The 23,631-nt window shown below is 71.9% G+C and carries 20 protein-coding genes and 1 pseudogene; 12 read left to right on the top strand and 9 right to left on the bottom strand.

The window, feature by feature from the left end; genetic code table 11:
* The first annotated feature begins 121 nt into the window (after positions 1-121).
* The 4 genes from AB0D93_RS07165 to AB0D93_RS07150 are packed head-to-tail and all read left to right on the top strand — an operon-like array spanning position 122 to position 3,029.
* Positions 122-532 carry a hypothetical protein gene (locus AB0D93_RS07165; protein ID WP_362114304.1) on the top strand — a complete coding sequence of 137 codons (411 nt, stop codon included), beginning with the start codon at positions 122-124 and terminating at the stop codon, positions 530-532.
* A 10-nt stretch (positions 533-542) separates the two neighbouring features.
* Positions 543-2,108: a peptidoglycan-binding protein gene (locus AB0D93_RS07160; RefSeq protein WP_362114301.1), complete on the top strand. Its 1,566-nt coding sequence runs from the start codon at positions 543-545 to the stop codon at positions 2,106-2,108.
* A complete protein-coding gene (locus AB0D93_RS07155) occupies positions 2,062-2,586 on the top strand; it encodes a protease inhibitor I42 family protein (RefSeq protein WP_362114298.1) in 525 nt (174 codons plus the stop codon). The genes AB0D93_RS07160 and AB0D93_RS07155 overlap by 47 nt, the downstream gene beginning before the upstream one ends.
* A gap of 26 nt (positions 2,587-2,612) precedes the next feature.
* Positions 2,613-3,029, top strand: a complete 417-nt coding sequence (locus AB0D93_RS07150) for a hypothetical protein (protein ID WP_362114295.1) — start codon at positions 2,613-2,615, stop codon at positions 3,027-3,029.
* Positions 3,030-3,035: 6 nt separating this feature from the next.
* Here AB0D93_RS07150 and AB0D93_RS07145 read toward each other — a convergent pair whose 3' ends face one another.
* Complete coding sequence (locus AB0D93_RS07145) at positions 3,036-4,349, bottom strand: carotenoid oxygenase family protein (protein WP_362114292.1); 1,314 nt, start codon at positions 4,347-4,349, stop codon at positions 3,036-3,038.
* On the bottom strand, positions 4,346-4,915 hold the full coding sequence (locus tag AB0D93_RS07140; protein WP_362114289.1) for a hypothetical protein: 570 nt from the start codon (positions 4,913-4,915) through the stop codon (positions 4,346-4,348). Before AB0D93_RS07140 ends, AB0D93_RS07145 begins: the two co-directional genes overlap by 4 nt.
* A 118-nt stretch (positions 4,916-5,033) precedes the next feature.
* On the opposite strand from AB0D93_RS07140, the gene AB0D93_RS07135 reads away from it, so the two are divergent.
* On the top strand, positions 5,034-5,546 hold the full coding sequence (locus AB0D93_RS07135; RefSeq protein WP_362114286.1) for a PadR family transcriptional regulator: 513 nt from the start codon (positions 5,034-5,036) through the stop codon (positions 5,544-5,546).
* On the opposite strand, the gene AB0D93_RS07130 is transcribed toward AB0D93_RS07135, so the two are convergent.
* Complete coding sequence (locus AB0D93_RS07130; protein ID WP_362114283.1) at positions 5,539-7,056, bottom strand: CehA/McbA family metallohydrolase; 1,518 nt, start codon at positions 7,054-7,056, stop codon at positions 5,539-5,541. The genes AB0D93_RS07135 and AB0D93_RS07130 overlap by 8 nt on opposite strands.
* Positions 7,057-7,216: 160 nt before the next feature.
* On the opposite strand from AB0D93_RS07130, the gene AB0D93_RS07125 reads away from it, so the two are divergent.
* The 3 genes from AB0D93_RS07125 to AB0D93_RS07115 all read left to right on the top strand — a co-directional run bounded on the left by AB0D93_RS07125 (position 7,217) and on the right by AB0D93_RS07115 (position 11,337).
* Positions 7,217-8,062, top strand: coding sequence for an LLM class F420-dependent oxidoreductase (locus AB0D93_RS07125; protein ID WP_362114280.1), 846 nt, complete (start codon positions 7,217-7,219; stop codon positions 8,060-8,062).
* A 64-nt stretch (positions 8,063-8,126) separates the two neighbouring features.
* A complete protein-coding gene (locus AB0D93_RS07120; protein WP_362114277.1) occupies positions 8,127-10,712 on the top strand; it encodes a bifunctional FO biosynthesis protein CofGH in 2,586 nt (861 codons plus the stop codon).
* Between the two features lie 61 nt (positions 10,713-10,773).
* Complete coding sequence (locus AB0D93_RS07115) at positions 10,774-11,337, top strand: hypothetical protein (protein ID WP_362114274.1); 564 nt, start codon at positions 10,774-10,776, stop codon at positions 11,335-11,337.
* On the opposite strand, the gene AB0D93_RS07110 is transcribed toward AB0D93_RS07115, so the two are convergent.
* A complete protein-coding gene (locus AB0D93_RS07110) occupies positions 11,334-11,840 on the bottom strand; it encodes a DUF2165 domain-containing protein (RefSeq protein ID WP_362114271.1) in 507 nt (168 codons plus the stop codon). The genes AB0D93_RS07115 and AB0D93_RS07110 overlap by 4 nt on opposite strands.
* An 87-nt stretch (positions 11,841-11,927) precedes the next feature.
* On the opposite strand from AB0D93_RS07110, the pseudogene AB0D93_RS07105 reads away from it, so the two are divergent.
* Positions 11,928-12,179, top strand: a pseudogene (locus AB0D93_RS07105) (ATP-binding protein); the annotation flags it as partial.
* Between the two features lie 266 nt (positions 12,180-12,445).
* Here AB0D93_RS07105 and AB0D93_RS07100 read toward each other — a convergent pair.
* The gene (locus AB0D93_RS07100) at positions 12,446-13,468 is read right to left on the bottom strand and encodes an alpha/beta hydrolase (RefSeq protein ID WP_362114268.1); all 1,023 of its coding nucleotides are present in this window, start codon (positions 13,466-13,468) and stop codon (positions 12,446-12,448) included.
* A 112-nt stretch (positions 13,469-13,580) separates the two neighbouring features.
* On the opposite strand from AB0D93_RS07100, the gene AB0D93_RS07095 reads away from it, so the two are divergent.
* Together AB0D93_RS07095 and AB0D93_RS07090 are read left to right on the top strand one after the other, a co-directional pair.
* Positions 13,581-14,312: a TetR/AcrR family transcriptional regulator gene (locus AB0D93_RS07095; protein ID WP_362114265.1), complete on the top strand. Its 732-nt coding sequence runs from the start codon at positions 13,581-13,583 to the stop codon at positions 14,310-14,312.
* A gap of 96 nt (positions 14,313-14,408) precedes the next feature.
* On the top strand, positions 14,409-15,524 hold the full coding sequence (locus AB0D93_RS07090; protein WP_362114262.1) for an ADP-ribosylglycohydrolase family protein: 1,116 nt from the start codon (positions 14,409-14,411) through the stop codon (positions 15,522-15,524).
* 30 nt (positions 15,525-15,554) lie between these two features.
* On the opposite strand, the gene AB0D93_RS07085 is transcribed toward AB0D93_RS07090, so the two are convergent.
* Both AB0D93_RS07085 and AB0D93_RS07080 read right to left on the bottom strand, forming a co-directional pair.
* Positions 15,555-17,114: a sodium:solute symporter family protein gene (locus AB0D93_RS07085; protein ID WP_362114259.1), complete on the bottom strand. Its 1,560-nt coding sequence runs from the start codon at positions 17,112-17,114 to the stop codon at positions 15,555-15,557.
* Positions 17,115-17,241: 127 nt separating this feature from the next.
* On the bottom strand, positions 17,242-18,030 hold the full coding sequence (locus AB0D93_RS07080; protein WP_362114256.1) for an SDR family oxidoreductase: 789 nt from the start codon (positions 18,028-18,030) through the stop codon (positions 17,242-17,244).
* Positions 18,031-18,105: 75 nt separating this feature from the next.
* Here AB0D93_RS07080 and AB0D93_RS07075 point away from each other — a divergent pair, with 75 nt between their 5' ends.
* Entirely contained in the window at positions 18,106-18,954 is an 849-nt protein-coding gene (locus AB0D93_RS07075) for a hypothetical protein (protein WP_362114253.1), read from the top strand.
* On the opposite strand, the gene AB0D93_RS07070 is transcribed toward AB0D93_RS07075, so the two are convergent.
* Entirely contained in the window at positions 18,947-20,827 is a 1,881-nt protein-coding gene (locus AB0D93_RS07070; RefSeq protein WP_362114250.1) for an MFS transporter, read from the bottom strand. The genes AB0D93_RS07075 and AB0D93_RS07070 overlap by 8 nt on opposite strands.
* A 209-nt stretch (positions 20,828-21,036) precedes the next feature.
* Entirely contained in the window at positions 21,037-23,619 is a 2,583-nt protein-coding gene (locus tag AB0D93_RS07065) for a D-alanyl-D-alanine carboxypeptidase (protein ID WP_362114247.1), read from the bottom strand.
* Positions 23,620-23,631: the final 12 nt, after the last annotated feature.

Here is a 23,631-nt window from a genome sequence, read left to right as displayed (position 1 = left end):
CACGGCGTCGCCGCGCGGATGGTGTGCCGGCCTGGTGCGGGGCGTGTGAGCCCCGGACTTTACAACTTCCGTCGCGTGTTAGCCTCCCCCGCGGTCGTGGTCACTTCAACGGGGGAGCCTGATGGGCGCGTCTTCGGACGGCTACACGGTCAGGTCCGGGATGTCCGGACAGGCGAAGGAACTGGACGCCGCGGGCGACGACGCGGGCAAGATCCGCGAGGCGATCCAGCCCGGCATGTGCTACATGGACGACGCGCTCGGCGGCCCGGACGCCGCCGCGGCGTTCAACGCGTACGCCGCCTGGGAGGCGGAGGTCAAGGCCCTGGAGTCGGCGCTGCACGAACTGGCCGACAAGGTACGGCTGTCGAAGGGGGCGTACCACGGCAGCGACAGCCTCGTCGGCACGAGCGCCCACAGCGTGGCCGTCGGGGAGAGCGCCCTCACCAGCACCATGCCCGCCCAGGCCGGTGACGGCTACGTCTCCACCCTGCCCGCCCACGGCACCCGCCCGTCGGCGCTGGCCGGTTACTGAGGGGCGGGCGATGACGGAGACCACCGGCGACCGCCGCACGCGGCTGGGCGAGCTGGGCAAGACCATTGCCTCCGCCGACAGCAAGAACGACCTGATCGACGCCATCAACGACGCGCTCGCCGTCTCCGCCCCGGTCGGCGACACGGCGACGCTGGAGTTCCTGGGCAAGCTGTACCAGAAGCAGGACCTCGAGGACCTCTACAAGCGCATCGACGGAGTGTCCAAGAAGGGCCTGCCGGACGTCTGGGCGGGGAACACGAGTGTCCTCGCCTCGGACGCGGTGGCCGCCGCCGGACAGGCCGCCGGGGCGGTCGGCCGGGCCTTGTACGGCGGCGGAGCGGCGCTGCTCACGTTCGCCGACGCTCTCAAGGACGCCCAGAGCCAGGACGGCGACGGGCGGCAGACGCTGCACGAGGCGCTCCGGATGCTCGGTGGCAAGGACGGCTGGTTCGACGACCTCTACGAGGACGACGACGAGGAGGCCGTCCGGCTGAACGCCCGTTCCCTCGCCTCCCTGGGCGCCGAGGACATGCACAAGGCCGCGATCGCCGCCGACGACGCCGCCCACGCCGCCGCCAGGGACCTGAACAAGTGGGTCTCCGAGGCGCGCATGCGCAAGCTGGGCACGGCCAACCTGACCGCCGTCGACAAGCTGATGCTGGCCGAGACCAGCTCCGTCGACGGCGACCCGGTGCTGAACGAGATCCTCACCGCGCACGACCTGGAGCGCGCCGGCCGGCGCATGGACCAGCTGAGCGCCGCCGACCGGGCCGCCCTGGACCGGATGCTGGCCGGGTCGGACAGCCCGCAGGAGCGGGCCTATCTGATGAAGGCCCTGGCCGCCGGGCACAGCGTGGCGGAGATCGAGCAGTTCCAGGGCAAGATCCAGGGCCACGACCCGGAGTGGCTGCGCAGGCATCTCACGCCCGTCGTCACCGAGGTGGACAGCATGGACGACGAGGGCCTGGCCTCCGACGGCTCCAACAACAACAAGGACTACGTGACCTTCGACGGGCAGCGGTGGATCCAGGGCGGCGACGGCTCGGAGGGCACCTGCGTGGCCTCGTCCACCGTCACCGCCCGCGCCATGGTCGACCCCCTCTACGCCCTCGGCATCACCGGCGGCCCCAGCGGACAGGAGGACGACCCCGAGGCCTTCAGGCGGCGCCTGGTGGCCGAGCAGCACCGGCTGCACACGGAGGGGCACGGCAGTGACCACTGGGAGGGCATGGGCCCCGACGGGCAGGAGCACATCGACGACTCCACCATCGGCGCCGCCACCGGTGACGACTACCAGCGCCACGACCTGGCGGGCGCCGCCGACCGCAAGGCGGTGCTGTCCGATGTCGAGAAGGCGGTCGCGGACGGCCGCCCGGTCCCCGTCGACGTCAAGGGCAAGGACGGCGCCCACGCGATGACCATCATCGCGCAGGAGGGCGACAAGCTGCAGATCTACAACCCCTGGGGCACGACGACCTGGGTCAGCGAGAACGACTTCATCAACGGACACATGAGCAAGGCAGCGGACAGTGGACTCAACGACGCGTACAGCGTGTACCTCCCGACGGCGAAGTAGGCGGAGCCCCGGGCGCCGGGGCGGGGCGGCGGGCGGCGTCGTCGCGGCGGTCGCGCTGCTCACGCTCGTCGCGGGCTGCGGGTCGGGCACCGACGAGCCCGTCCCCGTCGCGCACCCCACCGGCGAGTCCCGCATCACCGCGAAGGCCGGGGAGCGCTTCACGCTCACCGTCCACGAGAACGCCTCCACCCGTGAGCACTGGTACCTGTCCGACCCCAGGCCCGACGCCGCGGTGGTCCGCGAGCGCGGGCAGCGCGGCACCCCGGACTCCGGCGACAAGCACGTGGTCGGCGGCGGCAGCAGCCTCACCTTCACCTTCGAGGCCACCGGCAAGGGCAGCACCCGGATCGTCCTGACCCACTGCACGTTCGCCACCACCTGCGACGAGGACGGCGGCGGCACCCCGGCCCCGGCGTCGAGCGCACCGTACCGGCAGTCCGCGCCGAAGCGCGTCACCTACACCGTCACCGTCCGCTGAGCCGGCCGACCACACTCCCACGGACCATGAACCCCGTATCGAACCCCGCCCCGTACCCTCCCGACCGCACCGACGACGAGCTGGCCCGGCTCGACATCGCCCTCCTGCTGCGCTACGGCCTCACAGCACCGCCCGGCCCCCGGCGCACCGCCCTGTTCGGCGACGGCGTCGCGGGCGCGGCCGTGCTGCTCGACCGCCTCGGCACCCAGCCGCGCTCGGTGGCCTTCCTCGCCGACACCGTCCGGGCCGGCGGCCTCGCCCACGCCGCCGGGCTCACCGAGGCGCTGCCGCGCCCGGAGGCGACGGCCGTCGTGCGCGACTGGCTGGCCGCCGGCACCGGGCTCGCGGCCGGTGTCGCCGCCGACGACACCGCCGCCCACTGGCTGCATGCCGTCGCGACGGTCATCGAGGTGCGGCAGCTGGCGAGGGCCGCACGGAGCTGACCCGCCTTAGCCGTCGCTGTCCGCCAGCCAGTTGCCGTGGAAGCCGAACGGCACCCGGGCGGGCAGGTGGACCGTGGCGACCGCTGGTGCGCCGAGGTCGTCGGCGTCCAGGACGACCAGGTCGCTGCGGCCGGCGGCGGCGTCGTACACGTAGGTGACGAGCCAGCCGGGGCCGCCGGGTGTGCCGTCGGCGGGGGCGAAGGCGGCCTCGCCGGGGGTGCGGCCGGGACCGAAGTCGTGCGCGGTGGCGGCCCCGGTGGCCAGGTCGTAGCGGACCAGCGAGGTGCCGCTCGTCAGGTGACCGTGTCCGGCGGCGAGGCCGGTCAGCCGGTCGTCGACGCGCGGGAACTCGCCCGCCCGGTCGTCGCACTGCTCCTCGCGGACCGTGCCGGCGGCCGGGTCGACGGTCCACTTCCACAGCACCGCCTGCTGCGCCCGGACCCCGCCGTCCGCGTCGCGCCGCCACAGCTCCGGGTAACGCATCACATGCAGGACGATCGTGCCGTCCGGGGCGTCGTACGCGTTCAGGGTGTGGAAGACGTAGCAGGGGTCGACGGCGCACCAGCGGACCTCGCCGTGCGGGTCGTCGCGGCGCAGCACGCCGAGCCGGGCGCCGTACCCGTCGTCCCAGCTGTACGGCATCGTGCCGCCGGCCAGGGCGAGTTCGACGTCGAAGACGACCGGCAGGTCCATGAAGACGACGTGCCCGGCGGTGAGCGCGAAGTCGTGCAGCATGGTCGGGCCGGGCACCTCGACAGGCCTGCTGAGCACCAGCTCGCCGGTGGCGTCGGCCCGGTGGTAGGTGAGGTGGGTGGGCTCCAGCATGCCGTAGCCGAAGAAGTGCAGTTCGCCGGTGGCGGGACAGGTCTTCGGGTGCGCCGTCATCGCGGTGCTCAGGCGGCCGCCGAAGTCGTACGGGCCCTTGGTGTCCAGGTCGCAGGTCAGCTCGTAGGGCAGGGCGGTCTCGACCAGGGCCAGGGTGCGGCCCGCGTGCCGGACGACGTGGGTGTTGGCCGGTCCTGCGGTGAGGTCGCGGCGGCCCCGGCCGTCGTACAGCCGGGCCCTGTCGGTGAGTTGACTGGTGCGGACCCAGCGGTTGCGGTAGGAGACGGCCCGCCCGGCCTCCAGGCGCACCCCGTGGACCATGCCGTCGCCGAAGAACCAGTGCCCGGAGGCGGCGTCGGCCGGGTTCGGTCCGTTGCGCAGGTACCAGCCGTTCAGCTCGGGCGGGATCGTGCCGGTCACCGGCAGGTCGTGCGCGGTGAGTTCCTCGGTGACCGGGGCGTAGTTGCCGGACAGGTGCTTGGCGGCGGCGCTCACCGGGCCACCTGCCCGGCGGCCTGTGCCTTCGCCTGGACGTGGGAGACGTAGCGGACGGTGAAGACCATCGGGACGACGAAGCCGGCGATCTGGACGGCGGTCGCGGGCGTGGAGTGCCCGTGCCCGGAGCGGGCCAGCACGGCGAGGACGACGGCGGTCACGGCGAAGGCGGCGGTCCACACGGACGTGATGACGACGTTGACCCGGATGAAGGGCTTCAGGTCCCAGAACTCGCGCGGGGTGGTGCGCTTGGCGATGCCCAGGGTGAAGGGCCGCCCCACGGCGAGCGAGAGGCCGGCGATGACGGCGAGGGTGCCGGAGGAGAGGGCGGCGGAGTAGTCGTGCACGCCCGAGTGGGGGTCGGCGAAGGCGATGCCGGCGAGGACCGCGAAGAAGACCGCCGAGCCGGCCTCGATGACGAGGGCGTCGAAGCCGGCGCCGTCCCGCCTCTGCTGGGCGATGACCGCCACGGACACCACCAGGGCGGCCAGGGCGCCCCACTGCCAGTCACCCGAGGGGATGACGGCGAAGACGATCCACGGCAAGAACGTGCGCAGGTACGACATGGGTTCCCCCGGTCCGGTGTGGGTTCCGGGCCCCGGCGCTTCCGGGTTCCGGTCTCGACATGTCAAAACTAGAAGGTCAACGCTCGACATGTCAACAGTGGAATGTAGGGTGGGGGTCATGAGCCTCAGACACGCACTGCTCGGCCTGCTCTCGGACCGCCGCGCCAGCGGCTACGACCTGCTGAAGACGTTCGAGACCTCGCTGGCCAACGTCTGGCCGGCGACGCAGAGCCAGATCTACACCGAGCTGACCAGGCTGGCGGGTTCCGGGCTGATCACGGTGGCCGCCGAGGGCCCGCGCGGCCGCAAGGAGTACGAGATCACCGACGAGGGCATGGCGGAGCTGCGCCACTGGCTGACCGAGGTCGCGCCCCAGCCCGTCATGCGCAGCGACGTCCTGCTGCGGGTGTTCTTCCTCGGCGTGCTCACTCCCGAGCAGGCGCGCGCTTATCTGACCGGCCTGATGGAGATGTCCCGTTCGGGATACGAGCAGCTGAGGCAGCTCGCCGACTCCATCGACTGGGACGAGGGCAACCTCTCGGTCCACGGCCGCATCGCGCTGGAGTACGGACTGCGCTTCAACGCGATGCGGCGCGAGTGGGCCGAGTGGGCGGCGGAGCAGCTCAGGTAGCCCCGAGGAAGACGGGGTTGGTGAAGGCGGCCAGGGCGCCCGGCACCGGCCCCGCCGCCGTCTCGTGCCGCAGCTCGGCGCGGACGTAGGCGGCGTAGGCGGGCGTCGTGCGCCACTCGGCCGTGCCCGTGCCCGACACCGGCAGGGGGTCGCCGGTGAACAGCACGCCCTGGTCGGTGACGAACCGCACCGAGCAGCGCGGGGCGCCCGAGACCTCCAGCCGGACGGTCACCGGGGTGTCGACGGCCACCTCCAGTCGCTCGCCGATGCCCGCCCGCTGTCCGCGCCCGCCCGTCACCGAGAAGGCGAGGGTCACGTTCTTCGACTCGGCCACGTAACTGCGCCCCGCTCGGATGCCCTCCTGGATCGCCTCCCGGGTCAGGTCGTCGGCGAGGACGACCGTCTGGGGCATGCCGACGGTGTCCGGGTCGCGGTGGGCGTCGCTGTTGCCCATCGCCGGGAGCCAGGACCGCCCCTGCCGTACGGAGGCGACGAGCTGGTTGTCCCAGTCGGCCAGGGTCACCTCGTCGTCCGGGGTGTAGGGGCCGTTCCACACCTCCACGGCGTCCGCCTCGGCGAAGCCGAACTTCCAGCCGCAGCCGACACAGGTGGCGTGCGGGTGGGCGGGGACGACCAGGCCGCCGGCGCGGCGGACGTCCCGCGCGAAGCGGGCCCAGCGGTTGTCCCGGGCCCGGTAGCGCCAGTCGACGAACGTGCCGGGGTCGGTGCCGAGCGCCACCACGTGGCCGTTGCGGGTGGTGATCTCCTCGCCGAGCATGATCAGCAGGTCGTCGCCCGCCTGGTCCGCCCAGTGGGGGTGGGCGGAGTGGGTGTTGTGGTCCGAGGAGTTGATGAAGTCCAGGCCGGCCGCCCGCGCGAGGGCCGCGATCTCGGCCGGGGTGCGGCGGCCGTCGGAGTACCAGGAGTGCAGGTGGCAGTCGCCCCGGTACCAGGCCCGGCCCCGCCCCTTGGCCCGGGCGGGCGGATACACCGGCCGCGGGGTCTCGCCCGCCTCCCCGTAGGTCAGCGTGATCGTCAGCTCGTACGTCAGGCCCTGCGGCGCCACCGTGTACGGGCCCAGCGCGACATGCCAGGTGCCCTCCCGCACCGGGCCGGGGACGTAGCCCGGCGTCGCGTCGTCCGCGCGGACGAAGAACTCCGTGCGGGCGCCGCCCGACCAGCCGCGGAAGCCCCGGCCGCCCGGCTCGGTGCCGCGCTCGTCGAAGAGGCCGATGTCGAGTGCGTTGCCCGGGGTGCCGGCCGGGACCGGGGGCTTGTCGTAGGTGTAGGAGACCTTGATCTCCCGTACGCCGGCGGGGACTTCGACCGGCACGTACACGTAGTCGGGGGAGCCGGGCGGCAGGGTGCCGCGTGCCGTCCGGGTCTCCTGCTGCTGACCGTCCGCCGCTGCGAAGCTCACGCGTCCCAACGTAAGGGCAGCGGCGGCGCCCGTCACGAACAGCGCGCGTCTGCCGATGCCCGCTGACTGATCCTGTGTGTCTTCACCCATGCTGGTCACTGTGCCGTCCGGGTATGAACTCCCGTGGAAGGCAAGGTGGTTGGCGCCCGACCGTATGTCATGCTCGCGGCGTCGGGACCTCTCGGCCGGGGCGGCGCCGCGCGGACCGGTCGGCATGGACGTGGGGACTCCGGCCGGGTACAGATGGGCCATGCGTATCGCCGTCACCATCTTCCTCACCGATGAGACCATCGCGCCGGTACGACTCGCCCGTGAACTCGAACAACGCGGCTACACCGGCCTCTACCTCCCCGAACACACCCACATTCCGGTGGAGCGGGCGACGCCGTACCCGGTCGGCGGCGACCTCCCCCGCGAGTACGGCCGCACCCTGGACCCCTTCGTCGCCCTGGGCCAGGCGGCCGCGGTGACCGAGCGGCTGACGCTCGGCACCGGCATCACCCTGGTCGCCCAGCACGACCCCATCGCCCTGGCCAAGCAGATCGCCACCCTGGACCACCTCTCCGGCGGCCGCTTCACCCTCGGCCTCGGCTACGGCTGGAACGTCGAGGAGGCCGCCGACCACGGGGTGGACTGGCGCACCCGCCGGGAGCTGGTCCGGGACCGGGTACGGCTGATGCAGGCCCTGTGGTCCGAGGAACCGACGGCCCACGACGGGGAGTTCGGGAGCGTACGGGCCAGCCACGCCCACCCCAAGCCGGTGCGGAAGCCGCGCGGCCGGGTGGTCGGCCCGCGCACCCTCGTCGGCGGCGCGGCGGGGCCGAAGCTGTTCGCGCACATCGCCGAGTACGCCGACGGCTGGCTGCCGATCGGCGGCCGGGGCCTCACCGAGTCCCTGCCGGTGCTGCGCACGGTCTGGGAAGACGCGGGCCGCGACCCGGCCGCGCTCCAGGTCGTCCCGTACGCGGTCCTGCCGAGCCCGGGCAAGCTCGCCCACTACGCCGAACTGGGCATCGAGGAGGTCGTACTGCAGCTGCCGCCGGAGGGTGAGGCGGGGGTGCTGCGGGTGCTGGACGCGTACGGAAGCCTTCTGTAGTGCCGTCTTCCGGCCGGGCGGGCGGAGCCCCCTGCTCTGATCACCCCGAACGTATGGTTGAGGGATGACGACTTCGGCGACCTCCGGAACCGGCCCGACCGAGAACTCCATGCGTCGCGCCCTCAAACGCGCCCGGGACGGCGTCGCCCTCGACGTGTCCGAGGCGGCGGTACTGCTCCAGGCCCGCGGCGAGGCCCTGACCGACCTCGCCGCGTCCGCCGCCCGGGTGCGCGACGCGGGCCTGGAACAGGCGGGCCGGTCCGGGGTCATCACGTACTCGAAGAGCGTCTTCATCCCCCTCACCCGGCTGTGCCGGGACAAGTGCCACTACTGCACCTTCGTGACCGTGCCGGGAAAACTGCGCAGGGCCGGGCACGGGATGTTCATGTCCCCGGACGAGGTGCTGGACATCGCCCGCAAGGGCGCCGCCCTCGGCTGCAAGGAAGCCCTGATCACCCTCGGTGACAAGCCCGAGGACCGCTGGCCGGAAGCGCGCGAGTGGCTGGACGCGCACGGGTACGACGACACCATCGCCTATGTCCGCGCCGTCTCCGTCCGGATCCTGGAGGAGACGGGCCTGCTGCCCCACCTCAACCCCGGTGTGATGTCCTGGACGGACTTCCAGCGCCTGAAGCCGGTCGCCCCCTCCATGGGCATGATGCTGGAGACGACCGCGACCCGCCTCTGGTCCGAGCCCGGCGGCCCCCACCACGGCTCCCCGGACAAGGAACCGGCCGTACGGCTGCGGGTGCTGGAGGACGCCGGCCGCTCCTCGGTCCCCTTCACCTCGGGCCTGCTCATCGGCATCGGCGAGACGTACCAGGAGCGGGCCGAGTCCCTCTTCGCGCTCCGCAAGGTCTCCCGGGCCTACCACGGCATCCAGGAGCTGATCATCCAGAACTTCCGCGCCAAGCCGGACACGGCGATGCGCGGCATGCCGGACGCCGAACTGGACGACCTGGTCGCCACGGTCGCCGTGGCCCGGCACATCATGGGCCCCTCCGCCTGCCTGCAGGCCCCGCCGAACCTCGTCGACTCCGAGTACGAGCGGCTGATCGGCGCCGGCATCGACGACTGGGGCGGGGTGTCGCCCCTGACCATCGACCACGTCAACCCCGAACGCCCCTGGCCGCAGATCGAGGAACTGGCCGCGAAGTCCGCCGCCGCCGGCTTCGAACTGCGTGAACGCCTCTGCGTCTACCCGGAGTTCGTGCGCCGGGGCGAACCCTGGCTGGACCCGCGGCTGCGCCCGCACGTCAGCGCGCTCGCCGACCCGGAGACCGGTCTGGCCCTGCCGGACGCCCCGGTCGAGGGCCGCCCCTGGCAGGAGCCGGAGGAGGCCTTCGTCCCGACCGGCCGCACGGAACTGCACCGCACGATCGACACCGAGGGCCGCACCGGCGACCGGCGCGACGACTTCGACGAGGTGTACGGCGACTGGGAGGCGCTGCGCGAGGCCGCCGCGCCCGGTATGGCCCCGGAGCGCATCGACACCGACGTCCGGCAGGCGCTGCGCACCGCGGCCGACGACCCCGCACGCCTGACCGACGCCGAGGCCCTGGCCCTGCTGCACGCGGACGGCCCGGCGCTGGACGCGCTGACGCGTGTCGCGGACGAGGTGCGCAGGTCGGCGGTGGGTGACGACGTGACGTACATCGTCACCCGCAACATCAACTTCACCAACGTCTGCTACACCGGTTGCCGGTTCTGCGCCTTCGCCCAGCGCCGCACGGACGCCGACGCGTACACCCTCTCCCTGGAGCAGGTCGCCGACCGGGCGCAGCAGGCCTGGGACGTGGGCGCGGTCGAGGTGTGCATGCAGGGCGGCATCCACCCCGACCTGCCCGGCACGGCGTACTTCGACATCGCGAAGGCGGTGAAGTCCCGCGTCCCCGGTATGCACGTGCACGCCTTCTCGCCGATGGAGGTCGTCAACGGCGCGACCCGCACCGGGCTGTCGGTCCGCGAGTGGCTGACGGCCGCCAAGGAGGCGGGTCTGGACACCATCCCGGGGACGGCGGCCGAGATCCTGGACGACGAGGTCCGCTGGGTGCTGACCAAGGGCAAGCTGCCGGCGGCCACCTGGATCGAGGTGATCACGACCGCCCATGAGCTGGGCATCCGCTCCTCCTCCACGATGATGTACGGCCATGTCGACCAGCCCCGCCACTGGCTGGGCCACCTGCGCACGCTGGCCCGGATCCAGCGGGAGACGGGCGGTTTCACGGAGTTCGTCACCCTCCCCTTCATCCACACGAACGCCCCGGTCTACCTGGCGGGCATCGCCCGCCCCGGCCCGACCACGCGGGACAACAGGGCGGTGACGGCGATGGCCCGCCTCCTCCTCCACCCCTGGATCCCGAACATCCAGACAAGCTGGGTCAAACTGGGCGCGGAAGGTGCGGCGGAAATGCTGCGCTCCGGGGCGAACGACCTCGGCGGGACCCTCATGGAGGAGACGATCTCCCGCATGGCGGGCTCGTCGTACGGCTCGTACAAGTCGGTCCGCGACCTGGTGGCCGTGGCCGGGGCCGCCGGCCGCCCGGCGAGGCCCCGTACCACGCTGTACGGCGAGGTCCCGGCCGAGCGGCAGCGGGCGGCCGAGGCGTCCGACGGGCACCTGCCGGAACTGCTGCCGGTCCTGGACTGAGTACGATGATCCGACCCCGTACCTGAGACGGGGCGCCCCGTAGCGGAGGAGATGCGTACCCGTGGCTGCCCGACTGCCCTCGTGGGCCTGGGTCACCGGCCTGACGGCGGGGGCCACCGCCGCCGTCGTCGCCCTCGCCGTCCAGGCGGACCACGGGCCGCATCCCACGGCCGCCGTGGCAAGGCCCGGCGCGTCGGCCTCCGCGGGCGCCCACGCGTCCACCGCGCCGAAGCACTCGGCCCCGCCGGCCCTGCCGGCCGCGTCGGGGCAGGGCCGCCGGATCGTCTACTCGGTCGGCGAGAAGCGGGTGTGGACGGTGGACGCGACCGGGAAGGCGACCGGTTCGTTCACCGTGTGGCCGGGCACCGTGAACCCGGAGCCCGGCCGCTACTCGATCACCGACCGCAAGCAGTCCCTCAAGGGCTCGGACGGCGTCGAGATCGAGCACATCATGTACTTCGACAGGGTGTCGGGCGTGTTCATAGCCTTCTCCAACGCCCTGGACGGTTCCTCGCCGCCGCCCGCGAACGGCCAGAAACTGGGCGGCATCCGCCTCCACAAGGAGGACGGAGCCGCGCTGTGGTCCTTCGGCGTCAAGGGGACGACCGTGGCGGTCGTCGGTTAACCGTCGCCCGTCCGGGCGGGCAGCTGGTTGACGATCAGCGCGACCCCGCTCAGCGTGAAGATCCGGGTGGCGGCGTCCAGCCCGTTCCACGTCTTGGACTGCCACATCGAGAACCACTCACCGCCGATCGCGATGAACCCGGCGCCGAAGAGCAGCAGCAGCATCAGCAGTCCGTAGGTGGACACGCGCCGGGCGAGGACGTCGTCCTTCCGCCGCGCCCACAGGTACGTGCCCCAGATCAGCACCAGGGCGGCCACCGTCTCCCAGACGATGATCAGGACGTAGGCGGTGTCCTGCAGCGCGGTGCTGGTGACGGCGCGCCACATCAGGTCGTCGTCCTTGAAGGTCGTGTCCATCGCCAGGACGTGCCGGACGAACTGCTGGTTCGTCCCGAAGTCGGTGATGTTCCCGAAGGCGACGAGGGCGATGTAGAGGGCGAGTATGCCGGTGAGCGCACCGGCGGCCAGTCTGAGGCCCGAGTTACGCGTGGGGGTGGTGGTCATGGCTGGATTCTCCCCTGCCCGAGCCGCAGTTATCGCATGGTCATTGCGCCAGAATGAGCGGCCGGTTCGTGGGGGAGGGGCGTGGGCATGGCGCGGGCACGGCCGTCGATGCAGGAGCTGATCGGACGGCGCAGAGGGGCGGGTTTCGTCGGCCGCGGCGGTGAACGGGCCGCGTTCCGGGCCGACTTGGACGTATCCCCCGAGGACGAACGCCACCGCTTCCGCATCCACGTGCACGGCGACGCGGGCGTCGGAAAGACCTTCCTGGTCCGGGAGTTGGAGCAGATCGCGCGGGAGCGCGGGGCGCTGACGGCGTACGTGGACGAGGGCGCCGGGAGCATGCCGGAGGCGATGGCGGCGATCGCGCACCAGCTCGGTCAGCAGGGCCACCGGTGCAGGGAACTGGAGCGACTGCCGGCCGCCCACCGGAAGCGGCGGCACGAGGCGGAGGCCCGTCGCCCCCGCCCTGGACCCGGAGACGGCGCCGCGCCGCCAGGACCCACGGTCACACTGCGGTGCGGCCGACCTGGCCGAGGCGGACGAGACCCACGCCGCCCGGCTGTCCGCCCCGACACCCCCACCCCCGCGCCCCCACCCGTCCTCGGTCAACTGACCGGCTCGCCGACCAGGACCGGCCGCACCTTCGTCAGCAGCAGTTCCAGGAACCGGTCGGGGTGGCGGAAGGACGCGAAGTGGCTCGCCCCGTCGATCAGGGCGAAGTCCTTCGTGGGGGCCGTGACCGACTCGTAGAAGCGGCGGGCCGGCTCCGGTGGGGTGAGGACGTCGCTGTCGCCCTGGAAGACGAAGAAGGGGAGGCGGAAGGCGGTGCCCTCGGCGTACTCGTCGATCGTCATGGCCTGGGGGCCGAGCTGCTCGGAGAAGGTCTGGGCCTTCAGGTAGGTGCGCAGGTCGCGCAGGGTGTGCAGGGGGGAGAACCAGAGGGAGCGGATCACGACCGTCTTCATCGTGTCGTAGGTGAGGGCGTCGGTGGTGACCACCGTCTTCGCGTGCTCCGCCCACTCGTGGGACGACCAGGCGGTGCGGTCCGGGCCGATGGCCGCCATCTGAGCCAGCTGCTTCTTCTTGCCCGCCTTCTCCAGCCGCGCCAGCAGGGCCTCGTAGGCGGAGGTGTCCCGGCCGCCGCCGACGATGTTCTGGTCCGTGCCGACGTACGCCGAGTACAGCTCGGGGTGGTTGCGGGCCAGGCGGAGGCCGATCACCGTGCCGAAGCTGTTGGCCAGCAGCAGGACCTTGTTCACGTTCAGGCGGGTGCGGACGTGGGCCGTGACCTCCAGGGCGTCCTCGTACAGGCGGTCCAGGGTCAGCTCGCCCTGCCCCTCCGGGCCGCTCGCCGCGAAGGTCCGGCCGGAGCCGCGCATGTCCCAGCGGACGATCGTGAAGTGCCGCTCCCAGGCGCGGGTGCGCGGGGTGAAGATCAGGTTGGAGGAACCGGGGCCGCCGTGGATCTCCAGGATCACGGGGTTGGTCCGGTCGTCGCCGCGGACCGAGATCCACTGGTCGATGCCGCCGATGCGGACGTACGAGGACTCGTCGATGCCGTTCGGGGTGGTGATCGCGAGCTTCCTGGCGAGGGCGCGGCGCTTGAGGGCGCGGTAGGTCAGCAGCATGGTGTTCCCCCTAAACTGTTTATGCCGTCATCTGTTCTGATGCGTTTACGGTATATACAGTTGTCTGGCGGAGTCAACAGGCTTGGCGGTACGGACGATCGGGAGGCAGGCCATGGGCGGACGGAAGCCGGAACAGGACCGTGATCCACGGGCGACCCTCGCGCTGCTGTGGGGCGAACAGGAGCAGCCCACACGCGGGCCCAAACCGACGCTGTCCCCGCAGCGCATCGCCGCGGCCGCCGTCGAACTGGCCGATGCCCAGGGGCTGGACGCGGTGTCCATGAGCAAGGTGGCCGCCGAGTTCGGTGTCTCGGCGATGGCGCTCTACCGCTATGTGCCGGGCAAGGCGGAACTGGTCGAGCTGATGATCGAGTCGATGCTCGTCGAGGTTCCCGACCTTTCTGCCGCAAAGGGCGACTGGCGAGCCGGTGTACGGCTGTGGGCCCGCCGGTGTCTGGAGCTGTACCGGGCCCACCCCTGGGTGCTCGCCGCCACCGCGATGCGCCGCCAGGTCATGGGTCCCCACCAGCTCGGCTGGCTGGACGCGGCGTACGCGGCCCTGGAGCCGACCGGTCTGCCGGCGGCCCAGCGGCACCAGGTCTTCGTGCTCGTCGTCGGCCTGGTGCGCAGCCTCGCCCAGGAGACGGCCGACTTCGACGCCGACCAGGACCGGGAGTGGAACCGTCTCACCGGTGAGGTGCTCGACCGCCACGCGGACCGGTTCCCGGCCCTGACCCGGGCCATCGCCGACGGCGCCTTCGACCCGACCGGCACCGACCCGCTCGACTTCGGGCTCGACCGGATTCTCGACGGGGTCGAAGCGCTCATAGCTGGGCGGGAATGACCCCTCGGGGGCGGTTTGCCCCCGTGAACGGACCGTTCGCCGTCGATTACAGTGCTGAGCGTCGTACGAACGGACGGTGCCGTGGGGAGGTCTGGGATGAGTGCGACAGCCGGCGCCGTCTGGGGCCGAGCCGAACAGCAGGACTTCCGCAGCAGGGTGCGCGGCACCCTGCTCGGGACCGCCGTGGGCGACGCGCTCGGCGGGCCCGCCGATCCGCTGTCCCTGGAGGAGATCCGGGCCGCCTACGGTCCCGAGGGACTGCTCGACCTGGCCTTCGGGCACGGGCGACGCGGTTCGGTCACCCATCACACCCAGCTCACCCTGTTCACGGTGGACGGGCTGATACGCGCCCAGGTGCGCCGGGACACCGGCGCCTGGCATCCGCCGACCGATCTGCACCGGGCCTATCTGCGCTGGGCCGCCACCCAGCGGGACTGGGGCCCCGACGAGCGCCGCAAGGACGACGGCTGGCTGGCCCGGGAGGAGTGGCTGTACGCGCGCCGGGACCCGACCCGCGGCCTGCTCGTCGGGTTCGGCGACGAGACCATGGGCACGCTGGAGTCACCGAAGAACCCCGGCGAGCTGGGCCCGGAGGCCGTGGCCCGCTCGGCGCCCTTCGGGCTGCTGGTCGGCTGGGAGCCCCAGCTCGTCGCCCAGCTGGCGGTGGAGTGCGCGGCACAGAGCCACGGGCATCCCATCGCCTACCTGTCGGCGGGCGCGTACGCCGTGATCGTGCACGCGCTGGCCCGGGGCGAGAGCCTGGACGGCGCCGTGCAGCGGGCCCTCGCCCTGCTCGCCGCCCGGCCCGGCCACCAGCCCGTGTCGGACGCCCTGCAGCATGCGCTCGGGGCGGTACGGCAGGGGATCCCGAGCCCGACGCGGGTGGAGGAACTGGCCGGCGACGGCACGGCGGACGGGCTGCTGGCGGCGTCGGTGTACTGCGCGCTGGTGGGGGAGGACGTACGGCACGGGCTGTGTCTCGCGGTCAACCAGAGCGGCCCCTCGGCCGCGGCGGGGGCCCTCACCGGCGGTCTCCTCGGCGCCCTGCACGGCGAAACGGCCCTCCCGCCGGGCTGGCTGGCCGAGCTGGAGGGCCGTCCGACTGTGCTGGAACTCGCGGACGACTTCGCCATGGAGATGACCCAGGGCCCGGCACTGCATGGCCCGGCCGGGTCGTCCCCCGGGTGGCTGGCACGGTATCCGAGGGCCTGAACCCGGATACCGGCCCGGCGCGGTCGCCGGTTACGGCGCCCCCACCGCGTCGTCCCCCGCACCCGCCGGCACCGGTACCGCCGTCACCGCGTCCCCGTCCGAGTTGACCTTCTCGATGATCGCCAGCCGCTCGGGGGTGTCCTCCGGCTTCGCGTACCCGATGACGACGTACAGGACCAGGGACACCGCCAGCGGCACGGACACCTGGTACTGGAGCGGGACTCCGCCGGAGACGTGCCAGCTGATGGGGTAGTTCACCAGCCAGAACGCCAGCAGACCGGCCGCCCAGCTGGTCAGCGCCGCCGTGGGACCGGAGCGGCGGAACGGGCGGAGCAGGCCCAGCATCATCGGGATCGCGATCGGGCCCATCAGACCGGCCACCCACTTGATGACCACCGTGATGATGTCCTTGAAGGCGGGCGAGTTGACCTGCGTGGCCACCGCCATGGACAGGGCGAGGAAGACGACCGTCGTGACGCGGGCGGCGATCAGCCCCGACCGCTGTCCCCACGCCCGCGCACGAGCGGACAGCACCGGCGCCACGTCCCGCGTGAACACGGCCGCGATGGCGTTCGCGTCGGAGGAGCACATCGCCATCGTGTGGGAGAAGAAGCCGACCACGACGAGGCCCAACAGGCCGTGCGGCAGCAGCTGTTCGGTCATCAGGCCGTAGGAGTCGGAGCCGTCCGGCTTCGCCGCGTGGACCAGGAGCGGGGACATCCACATGGGGAAGAAGAGCACGACCGGCCACACCAGCCACAGGATCGCCGACAGGCGTGCCCCGCGCTCGGCCTCGTGCGCGCTGCCCGTCGCCATGTAGCGCTGGGCCTGGTTGAGCATGCCGCCGTTGTACTCGAAGAGCTTGATGAAGAGGAAGGCGAGCAGGAAGACCGTGCCGTAGGGGCCGACCAGCGGCTTGCCGTGGCCGTGCAGTGCGGGCTGGTTCCAGGCGTCGAAGAAGCCGATGTGCTTGTCGTTCAGCTTCAGTACGACCGCCACGAACATCGAGACACCGGCGAGCAACTGGATGACGAACTGCCCGAGTTCGGTCAGCGCGTCCGCCCACAGGCCGCCGATCGTGCAGTACACGGCCGTGATGGCGCCGGTGATGAGGATGCCCTGGTTGAGGGTGACCCCGGTGAACACCGACAACAGGGTGGCGATCGCCGCCCACTTGGCGCCCACGTCCACGATCTTCAGCAGCATGCCGGACCAGGCGAGCGCCTGCTGGGTGGACAGGTTGTAACGGTTCTTCAGGTACTCCAGCGGTGAGGCCACATGGAGCCGGGAGCGCAGCCGGTTGATGCGGGGCGCGAACAGCCTCGACCCGATGGCGATGCCGAGCGCGATGGGGAAGGACCAGGTGATGAAGGAGGTGACGCCGTAGGTGTAGGCGATCCCCGCGTACCCGGTGAACATGACCGCGCTGTAGCCCGACATGTGGTGCGAGATGCCGGAAAGCCACCAGGGCATCTTGCCGCCGGCCGTGAAGAAGTCGGAAACGTTGTCCACGCGCTTGTGCGACCAGACGCCGATCGCGACCATCACACCGAAGTAGCCGATGAGTACGGCCCAGTCGAGACTGTTCATGTGCTCGATCGTGAGTGCGGTCACATGAACGCGACAAGCAAGCGGCGGGTCAAGTCAGAGTAAAATTGTTCGACTTGATGACTGTCGTTCATCTACATGAACACTCCCGAAGGTGGCGGGAGTTGCCTCAACGCATCAGCTCCCCCGCGTTGACCAGCAGCGACTGCCCGGTGATGGCCCGCGCCCGGTCCGAGGACAGGAACACCGCCGCGTCCGCCACGTCCCCGTCCGTCGCCAGCTCCGGCAGCGCCATCCGCTCCGTCAGCCGCCCCAGCACCTCCGCCTCCGGCACCCCGTCCGTCTGTGCGGTGAATGTCACGTACGCCTGCACCGGCGGCCCCCACATCCAGCCCGGCAGCACGGTGTTGACCCGTATCCGGTACGGCCCGAGCTCCCGCGCCAGCGAGTACATCGCACTGGTCAGCGCCCCTTTCGACGCGGCGTATGCGGCCTGCCGCACCTGGGAGGGCGCGGCGAGTGCCGACTGCGTCCCGATGAAGACCACCGAGCCGCCCCCGCCCGCCCTCAGCGCGGGCAGGCAGGCCCGCGTCATCCGCAGCGTGCCCAGCAGGTTCACGTCGATCACCGACTGCCAGGTCGCGAAGTCGGCGTCCTGGAGCCCGCCGAAGCAGGAGTCCCGGGCGGCCACGTGGACCACCGCGTCGACGCCGCCGAACCGCTCCCGCGCCAGTTCCGCCAGCGCCTCGCACTGGCCCTCGTCGGTGATGTCCGTCGCCCGGAACGCCGTACGCGCGCCCTCCGGGTCGATCTCGGCCGCGCTCTTGGCGAGGTTCGCCTCGGTGCGCGCCCCGAGCACCGCGTTCCCGCCGTCCCGTACGACGGCCGCGGCGACCTGGTGGCCGAGCCCGGCACCCACTCCCGATACGACCACTGTCTTGCCCGCGAGCAGGGACATGCGCTGCCTCCCGCGCTATGGCGCTTTATCTGACGGAGCGTCAGAGTATGGCCCACGGCAGGAAAGGGGAACCGCATGAGCGAGGACACCCGCAGCGGGACGTACGGCGAACTGGCCGCCGTGGGCCCCTACGGCATCCGCCCGGGCCACGCCCTGATCACCATGGTCGAGCCGCACCCCGGCCACGAGTACGCCTACAACCGCTGGTACGAGGACGACCACTACTACGCCGGCGCGATGGCCATGCCCTGGATGTACGCGGGCCGCCGCTGGGTGGCGACCCGGGAGCTGCAGCTCCTGCGGTACCCGGAGAAGTCGGCCGTCGCCCAGCCGGTCACCGCCGGCTGCTACCTCTCCACCTACTGGATCACCGACGGCCGCTACGACGACCACATGAAGTGGACCGTCGCCATCAACAAGCGTCTCAACCGCGACGCCCGCGTCTACCACGACCGCACCCACGTCTTCACGGCCTTCCAGGACCACGAGACGACGGTGTACCGCGACGGCGCGGCGGGCCCACGCGACTTCCACGCCCTCGACCACCCGTACGCCGGGCTGGTGCTGGAGGTGGTCGACAGCGAGTCGCCGCAGCAGCGGGCCGAACTGGTGGAGTGGCTGCGCGCCCGGCACCTGCCCCGCCGCCTCGCCGGCTCCCCGGCGGCCATGGTCACGGTCTTCCGGCCGACGCCCCTGCCGGGCGACCGCATGACCTACGTCAAGCAGGTCGAGGGCGTCGACACCCGGGTGACGCTCCTGTGGTTCCTGGAGACGGATCCGAGGGACTGCTGGGAGGACCGCTTCACCGGGCTGGACGCGGACGTCTCCGGCTCGGGGCTGGGGCGGGTGGAGCTGGTGGCACCGTTCATCCCGACGATTCCCGGCACGGACGCCTACGTGACCGAGCTGCGCGGCTCTACTTGAGCTCGTCCGGGCAGGGAGTGCCGCGCGGCAGCTGGTACGGCGCGGCCAGCCGGTACGTCCCCGCACGCGGCGCCAGCAGCACCGTCCACTTGTCGCCGTTCGCGTCCTGCGGCGACTCCGTCAGACACCCGTTGACGTTCCGGTACGTCTTCGGCGGACCGGAGGAGACCACCTGCGGAGGCTTCAGGCTCTTGCCGTGCTCGTCGACGACGCTCAGCCATGGCGAGTAGGGGATCCTGATCAGGATCCGCCCGGCCTTGCGCACCTGCAGCGTCATCTCGCCCTGCTCGGCGCGGTCCACCACCGCGTTGGGCTCGGCGAGCGGCGTCGCGTCGGTCACCCTGAACAGCTGCCAGTTGGCGTCGCCCCAGACCTGGTTCAGATACGGCATCCCGCGCCGCAGCAGCGCCCGCTCCCGCTCGCCGCCGTCACCGTCCGGGTTGTCCTTCGGCAGGACGACGAAGTGGACGGCCCAGCGCTGGAGCCACTCGTGGTAGTTCGCCGAGTTGAGGGTGTCGTCGTAGAAGAGCGGGTTGCGCTCCATGTCCGCCTGGCGGTTCCAGCCGCGCGCCAGGTTGACGTACGGCGCGAGCGCGGAGGCCTCCCGGTGCGAGCGCGCCGGGACGACCTCGACCCGGCCCTTCTCGGCGCCGGCCTTCTGCAGCTGGTGGACGAGCGGGGCGAGCTCCCGGGCCCAGGAGGCGGCCGGGGTCGTATGGATGATGTCGTCCACCGACTTGAAGCCGATCCAGCCGGCGAAGCCGAGGAGCGCCAGCACCGTCGTGTACCACCTGCGCGACTTCGGCACCGTGAACGGCAGCGCGGCCACCAGCGCCGCACCCGCGAACATCATCGGCAGCCGGGAGATGTTCGACCCGATCTGCGAGCTGATCAGCCACACCAGGACCACGCTGACGCTGTAGACGGCGGCCGTCAGCCGGACCGTCACCCACTCCCGGGGCACGAGGAACAGGCACAGCAGTCCGTACAGCAGGGGCAGGATCACCGAGCCGATCGTCATCGGCTGGGTGCCCGAGAAGGGGAAGAGGAAGTACGACGCGGCGACCACGACCGTCGGCGCGATCCCCAGCGCCCAGGCGCCCGGCCGCCGCTTCTGCAGGAACAGCGCGACCGCGACCAGGCCCACGAACAGCCCCGAGACGGGCGAGGCCATGGTGGACAGGCCGGCCAGCGGGGCGGCCACCGTCGCCTTCGCCCAGCGTTTGTGCCGCCACCGGTACGGCCAGCAGAAGACGGCCGCGACGGAGCCGAGCGCGAACATCGTGCCGAGACCGAAGGTCACCCGGCCCGAGATCGCGTTGCACAGCAGCGCGACGACCCCGGCGAGTGAGGCCCACAGCGGGTTGCGCACCGCCCGGCTGCGGATCAGCACCATCGTCAGCAGGCCCGCCGACACGGTCCCGGCGATCATCATCGTCGTACGGACGCCGAGGACGGCCATCAGATACGGCGACACCACGCTGTACGACACCGCGTGCATACCGCCGTACCAGGCGAGGTTGTACGCCGAGTCCGGGTGCCGGCCGACGAACTCCGCCCAGGCGTCCTGCGCCGCGAGATCCCCGCCGCTGTTCGCGAACGTGAAGAACCAGATGATGTGCAGGACGCCCGCGAGGGCCGTGACGGACAGCACGGGGTGCCGCAGCAGCCGCTGCCGGAGGGGTTCGGCGGCGTCGAGAAGACGCGCGAGTCTCGTCGGGCGTACGACGGGACCGCCCGGACGATCCCCCGGGGTACGGCCGTCCGGGTGATCGGTGCGACCCTCCGGGTCGGCTTCGGACAGGCGTATTCGCGGGCCGGATCCCGGGCCCGGATCGGCGTCGTCGGCGCGTGTCGGCTCCGCTGTGGCCACCTGAAGGCACTCCCCGTGTCCCGTCTTCTGTTCGCGGCCGTGTTCCACGGTGTTCGCGGCCGGTTCCCGTCCAGTTCGCGGCCCTGTCCCGTGACCGGCGACCTGCCCCGTTTCGTGACGCTAGCACGCACCCCGCCGCGGGGCTCCCGGGTGGGGCACCGTCGACGGGGTGCGCGGGCGGGCCAAGGGCGGCGCGAGCGGCCCGGATGTCAGCCCAGGCGGGTCAGCTTCGCGCCGAAGCCGGGCTCGGCCAGATCCTTCTGCAGGGCCACCGGCACCTTCACGGCCCCGGCCGTACCGTCACCCACGGTGAGCGAGCCGACCTCGGTGCCGGCCTTCGCGGTGTGCGGCACCTCGCCCGTGGTGAAGGACAGCCTGACCTTCAGGCCCGCCCAGCCGGCCGCCGTGACGTCCTTCGTGGTCACGACCGGGGTACGGCCGCCGAGCCCGTCGTCGACGTACCCGACGACCGTGCCCTTCTTCAGGATCGTCGCCGAGGTCAGCGCGCCCTGCCCGGCGCGGATCAGCTTGTCCGCGGCGTTCACCGCCCCGGTGAGGATGGAGTGGTCGGAGGGGTCGGCGGGCTGGCGGATCACGGCGCCGACGATGGTCCGGGTCTCGCCCCCGACCTCCTGCTTGGCCGCGAAGACCAGGTTGCCGAGGGCGGAGGTGGTGGTGCCGGTCTTGATGCCGACGACGTTGTTGTGGCCGACCAGGCGGTTCCAGTTGGAGTGGTTGACGCCCTTGTAGTCGGTGTACGACATCATCGCCGCGACCTCGCGGAAGGCGGGCTCGGTCATCGCGGCCTTCGCCAGCCTCACCTGGTCCACGGCGGTGCTGACGGTGGAGTTCGTCAGACCCGAGGGGTCGGTGTACGTCGTGTTCGTCATGCCGAGCTTCTTGGCGGTGGCGTTCATCTTCGCCACGAACGCCTTCTCCGAACCGGCGTCCCAGCGGGCGAGCAGGCGGGCGATGTTGTTGGCGGAGGCGATCAGGATGCTCTCCAGGGCCTCGCGCTGGGTGATGCTGTCACCGGCCGTGACGCTGACCGTGGACTCCTGGCCCGCGTTCGACTGCTGCTCGGCGGGCTTGTCGATCTTGATCTTGGGGCCGTCGGCGCCGCTCTTGAGCGGGCGGTCGTGCAGGACGATGTACGCGGTCATCACCTTGGCGACGCTCGCGATCGGCACGGGCTTCTCGGCGCCGGAGGAGCCGAACGTGCCGATGCCCTGGACGTCCAGCGCGGCCTGCCCGTCGGCCGGCCACGGGATGTCCGCCTTGCTCCCGCCGAAGGTGTAGCTGTCCTTCGCGGTGAGGGCGAGGGTGGGGTCGGGGAGCGGGCGGAGGGTCTGTACGACTGCGAAGATGATCGCCAGGAGCAGGACCAGGGGGGTCCAGATCTTGACCCTCCGCACGATCGTGCGGACCGGGGTCTCCGGGGGCGGGGGCGTGTTCGTCAGCTCCGCCAGGAGGTCCAGCGGGGGCTTCGGGGGGAGGGGCTGCTGGGTGGTGCGCTCGGGGCCGACCTGGGGGACGGGCGTGGTGGCGTCGGGCTTGGCGGCCGGCTTGGCCTCCGGCTTGGCTTCCGGCTTGGCTTCCGGCTTGGTGGCCGGCGCCATGTCGTTCTTGAGCGCGACGAACTTGCTGGTGCGCTCGGGGTCGGGCGCGGGCTTCGCCCCGAGCTTGAGCATGGTGGTCGGCTGGTCGACCTGGGGGTCCCGCTTGGGCTGTATCGCCTTGAACGCGGTGGTGGGCTGGTCGACGGGGCCCTGCGGGGCGTCCGCGTCCTCCGCCTCGACTCCGCCGTCGGCGTCCGCGCCGCTCCCACCCGCACCACCCGTGCGGGCATCGTCCTCGGCCGTGGGTGACCCCTGTGGGGCGCCCTCGCCATCGGCGTCCTCGGACCCGTCCCCGGCCTCCTCGGCCTCGGCTTCGCCTTCGGCCGCCTTGACCTTCGACTTCGCGTCGGCGTCGGCCTCGTCTTTCCCGTCCGCGTCCGCGTTCGCGTCGGCTTCGTCCTTCGCGTCCGCGTCGGCCTCGCTCTTCGCGTCCGGCTCGGCCTTCGCCTTGCCGTCGGTCTCGGCTCGCGCGGCCTCGTCGGTCTCGGCCTTCGTCGCCGACTCGGCGTCACCCTCCGAGCCGGCCCCCGTGTCCTCGTCGGCCTCGGGGCCCGGCTCTGCCTTCGCGTCGGCGTCAGCCTTCTCCTCGGCGACAGCCCCTGCCTTGGGGTCAGCCCCCGCCTTGGCGTCGGCGTCAGCCTTCGCCTCGGTGTCAGGCTCCGAGTCGGCGTCAGCCTTCTCCTCGGCGTCAGCCTTGGCATCGGTGGTCTTCGACTCGGCGTCAGCCTTCGCGTCGGCGGTCTCCGACTCGGTCTCCGACCTGGCGTCCTCCACCTCGGCCTCGGCCTTCACCTCGGTCTCGGCCTCGGCCTTCCCCGTCTCCGTCTTGGCGTCGGCCTCCCCGGGCTTGGCCTTCTCCGGCTTGGCCTCGGGCTTCGTGTCCGCCTCGTCCGTGGGCGCGTTGGAGTTGTCGGTGCCGGCGCCGCGTACCCACGCCGAGACCGCCTTGCGGAGGGCGGCGTCCTCCTCGGGGGTCTCCTCGGGGGCGGGCTTCTTCGCGTCCCGCACCGACAGGATCTTCGTCGCGGTGTCCGCGCCACCGGGCGCGGAATCCTTTTCGCGGGCGACCGCGAGGCGCGGATCGCGTGCCTCGGGAACCGGACCCGCGCTCCCCGACGTCGGTTCTGCCGACGACTCGCGCTGCTTGGACCTGTCGGGGGACTCGCCCGCCACCGATGCCTCCTC

This window comes from Streptomyces sp. NPDC048191, from assembly GCF_040652655.1.
Lineage (GTDB): Bacteria > Actinomycetota > Actinomycetes > Streptomycetales > Streptomycetaceae > Streptomyces.
The sequence above is the reverse complement of the archived record's forward strand: the minus strand, read 5'-3'. Positions and strand labels throughout refer to the sequence as shown.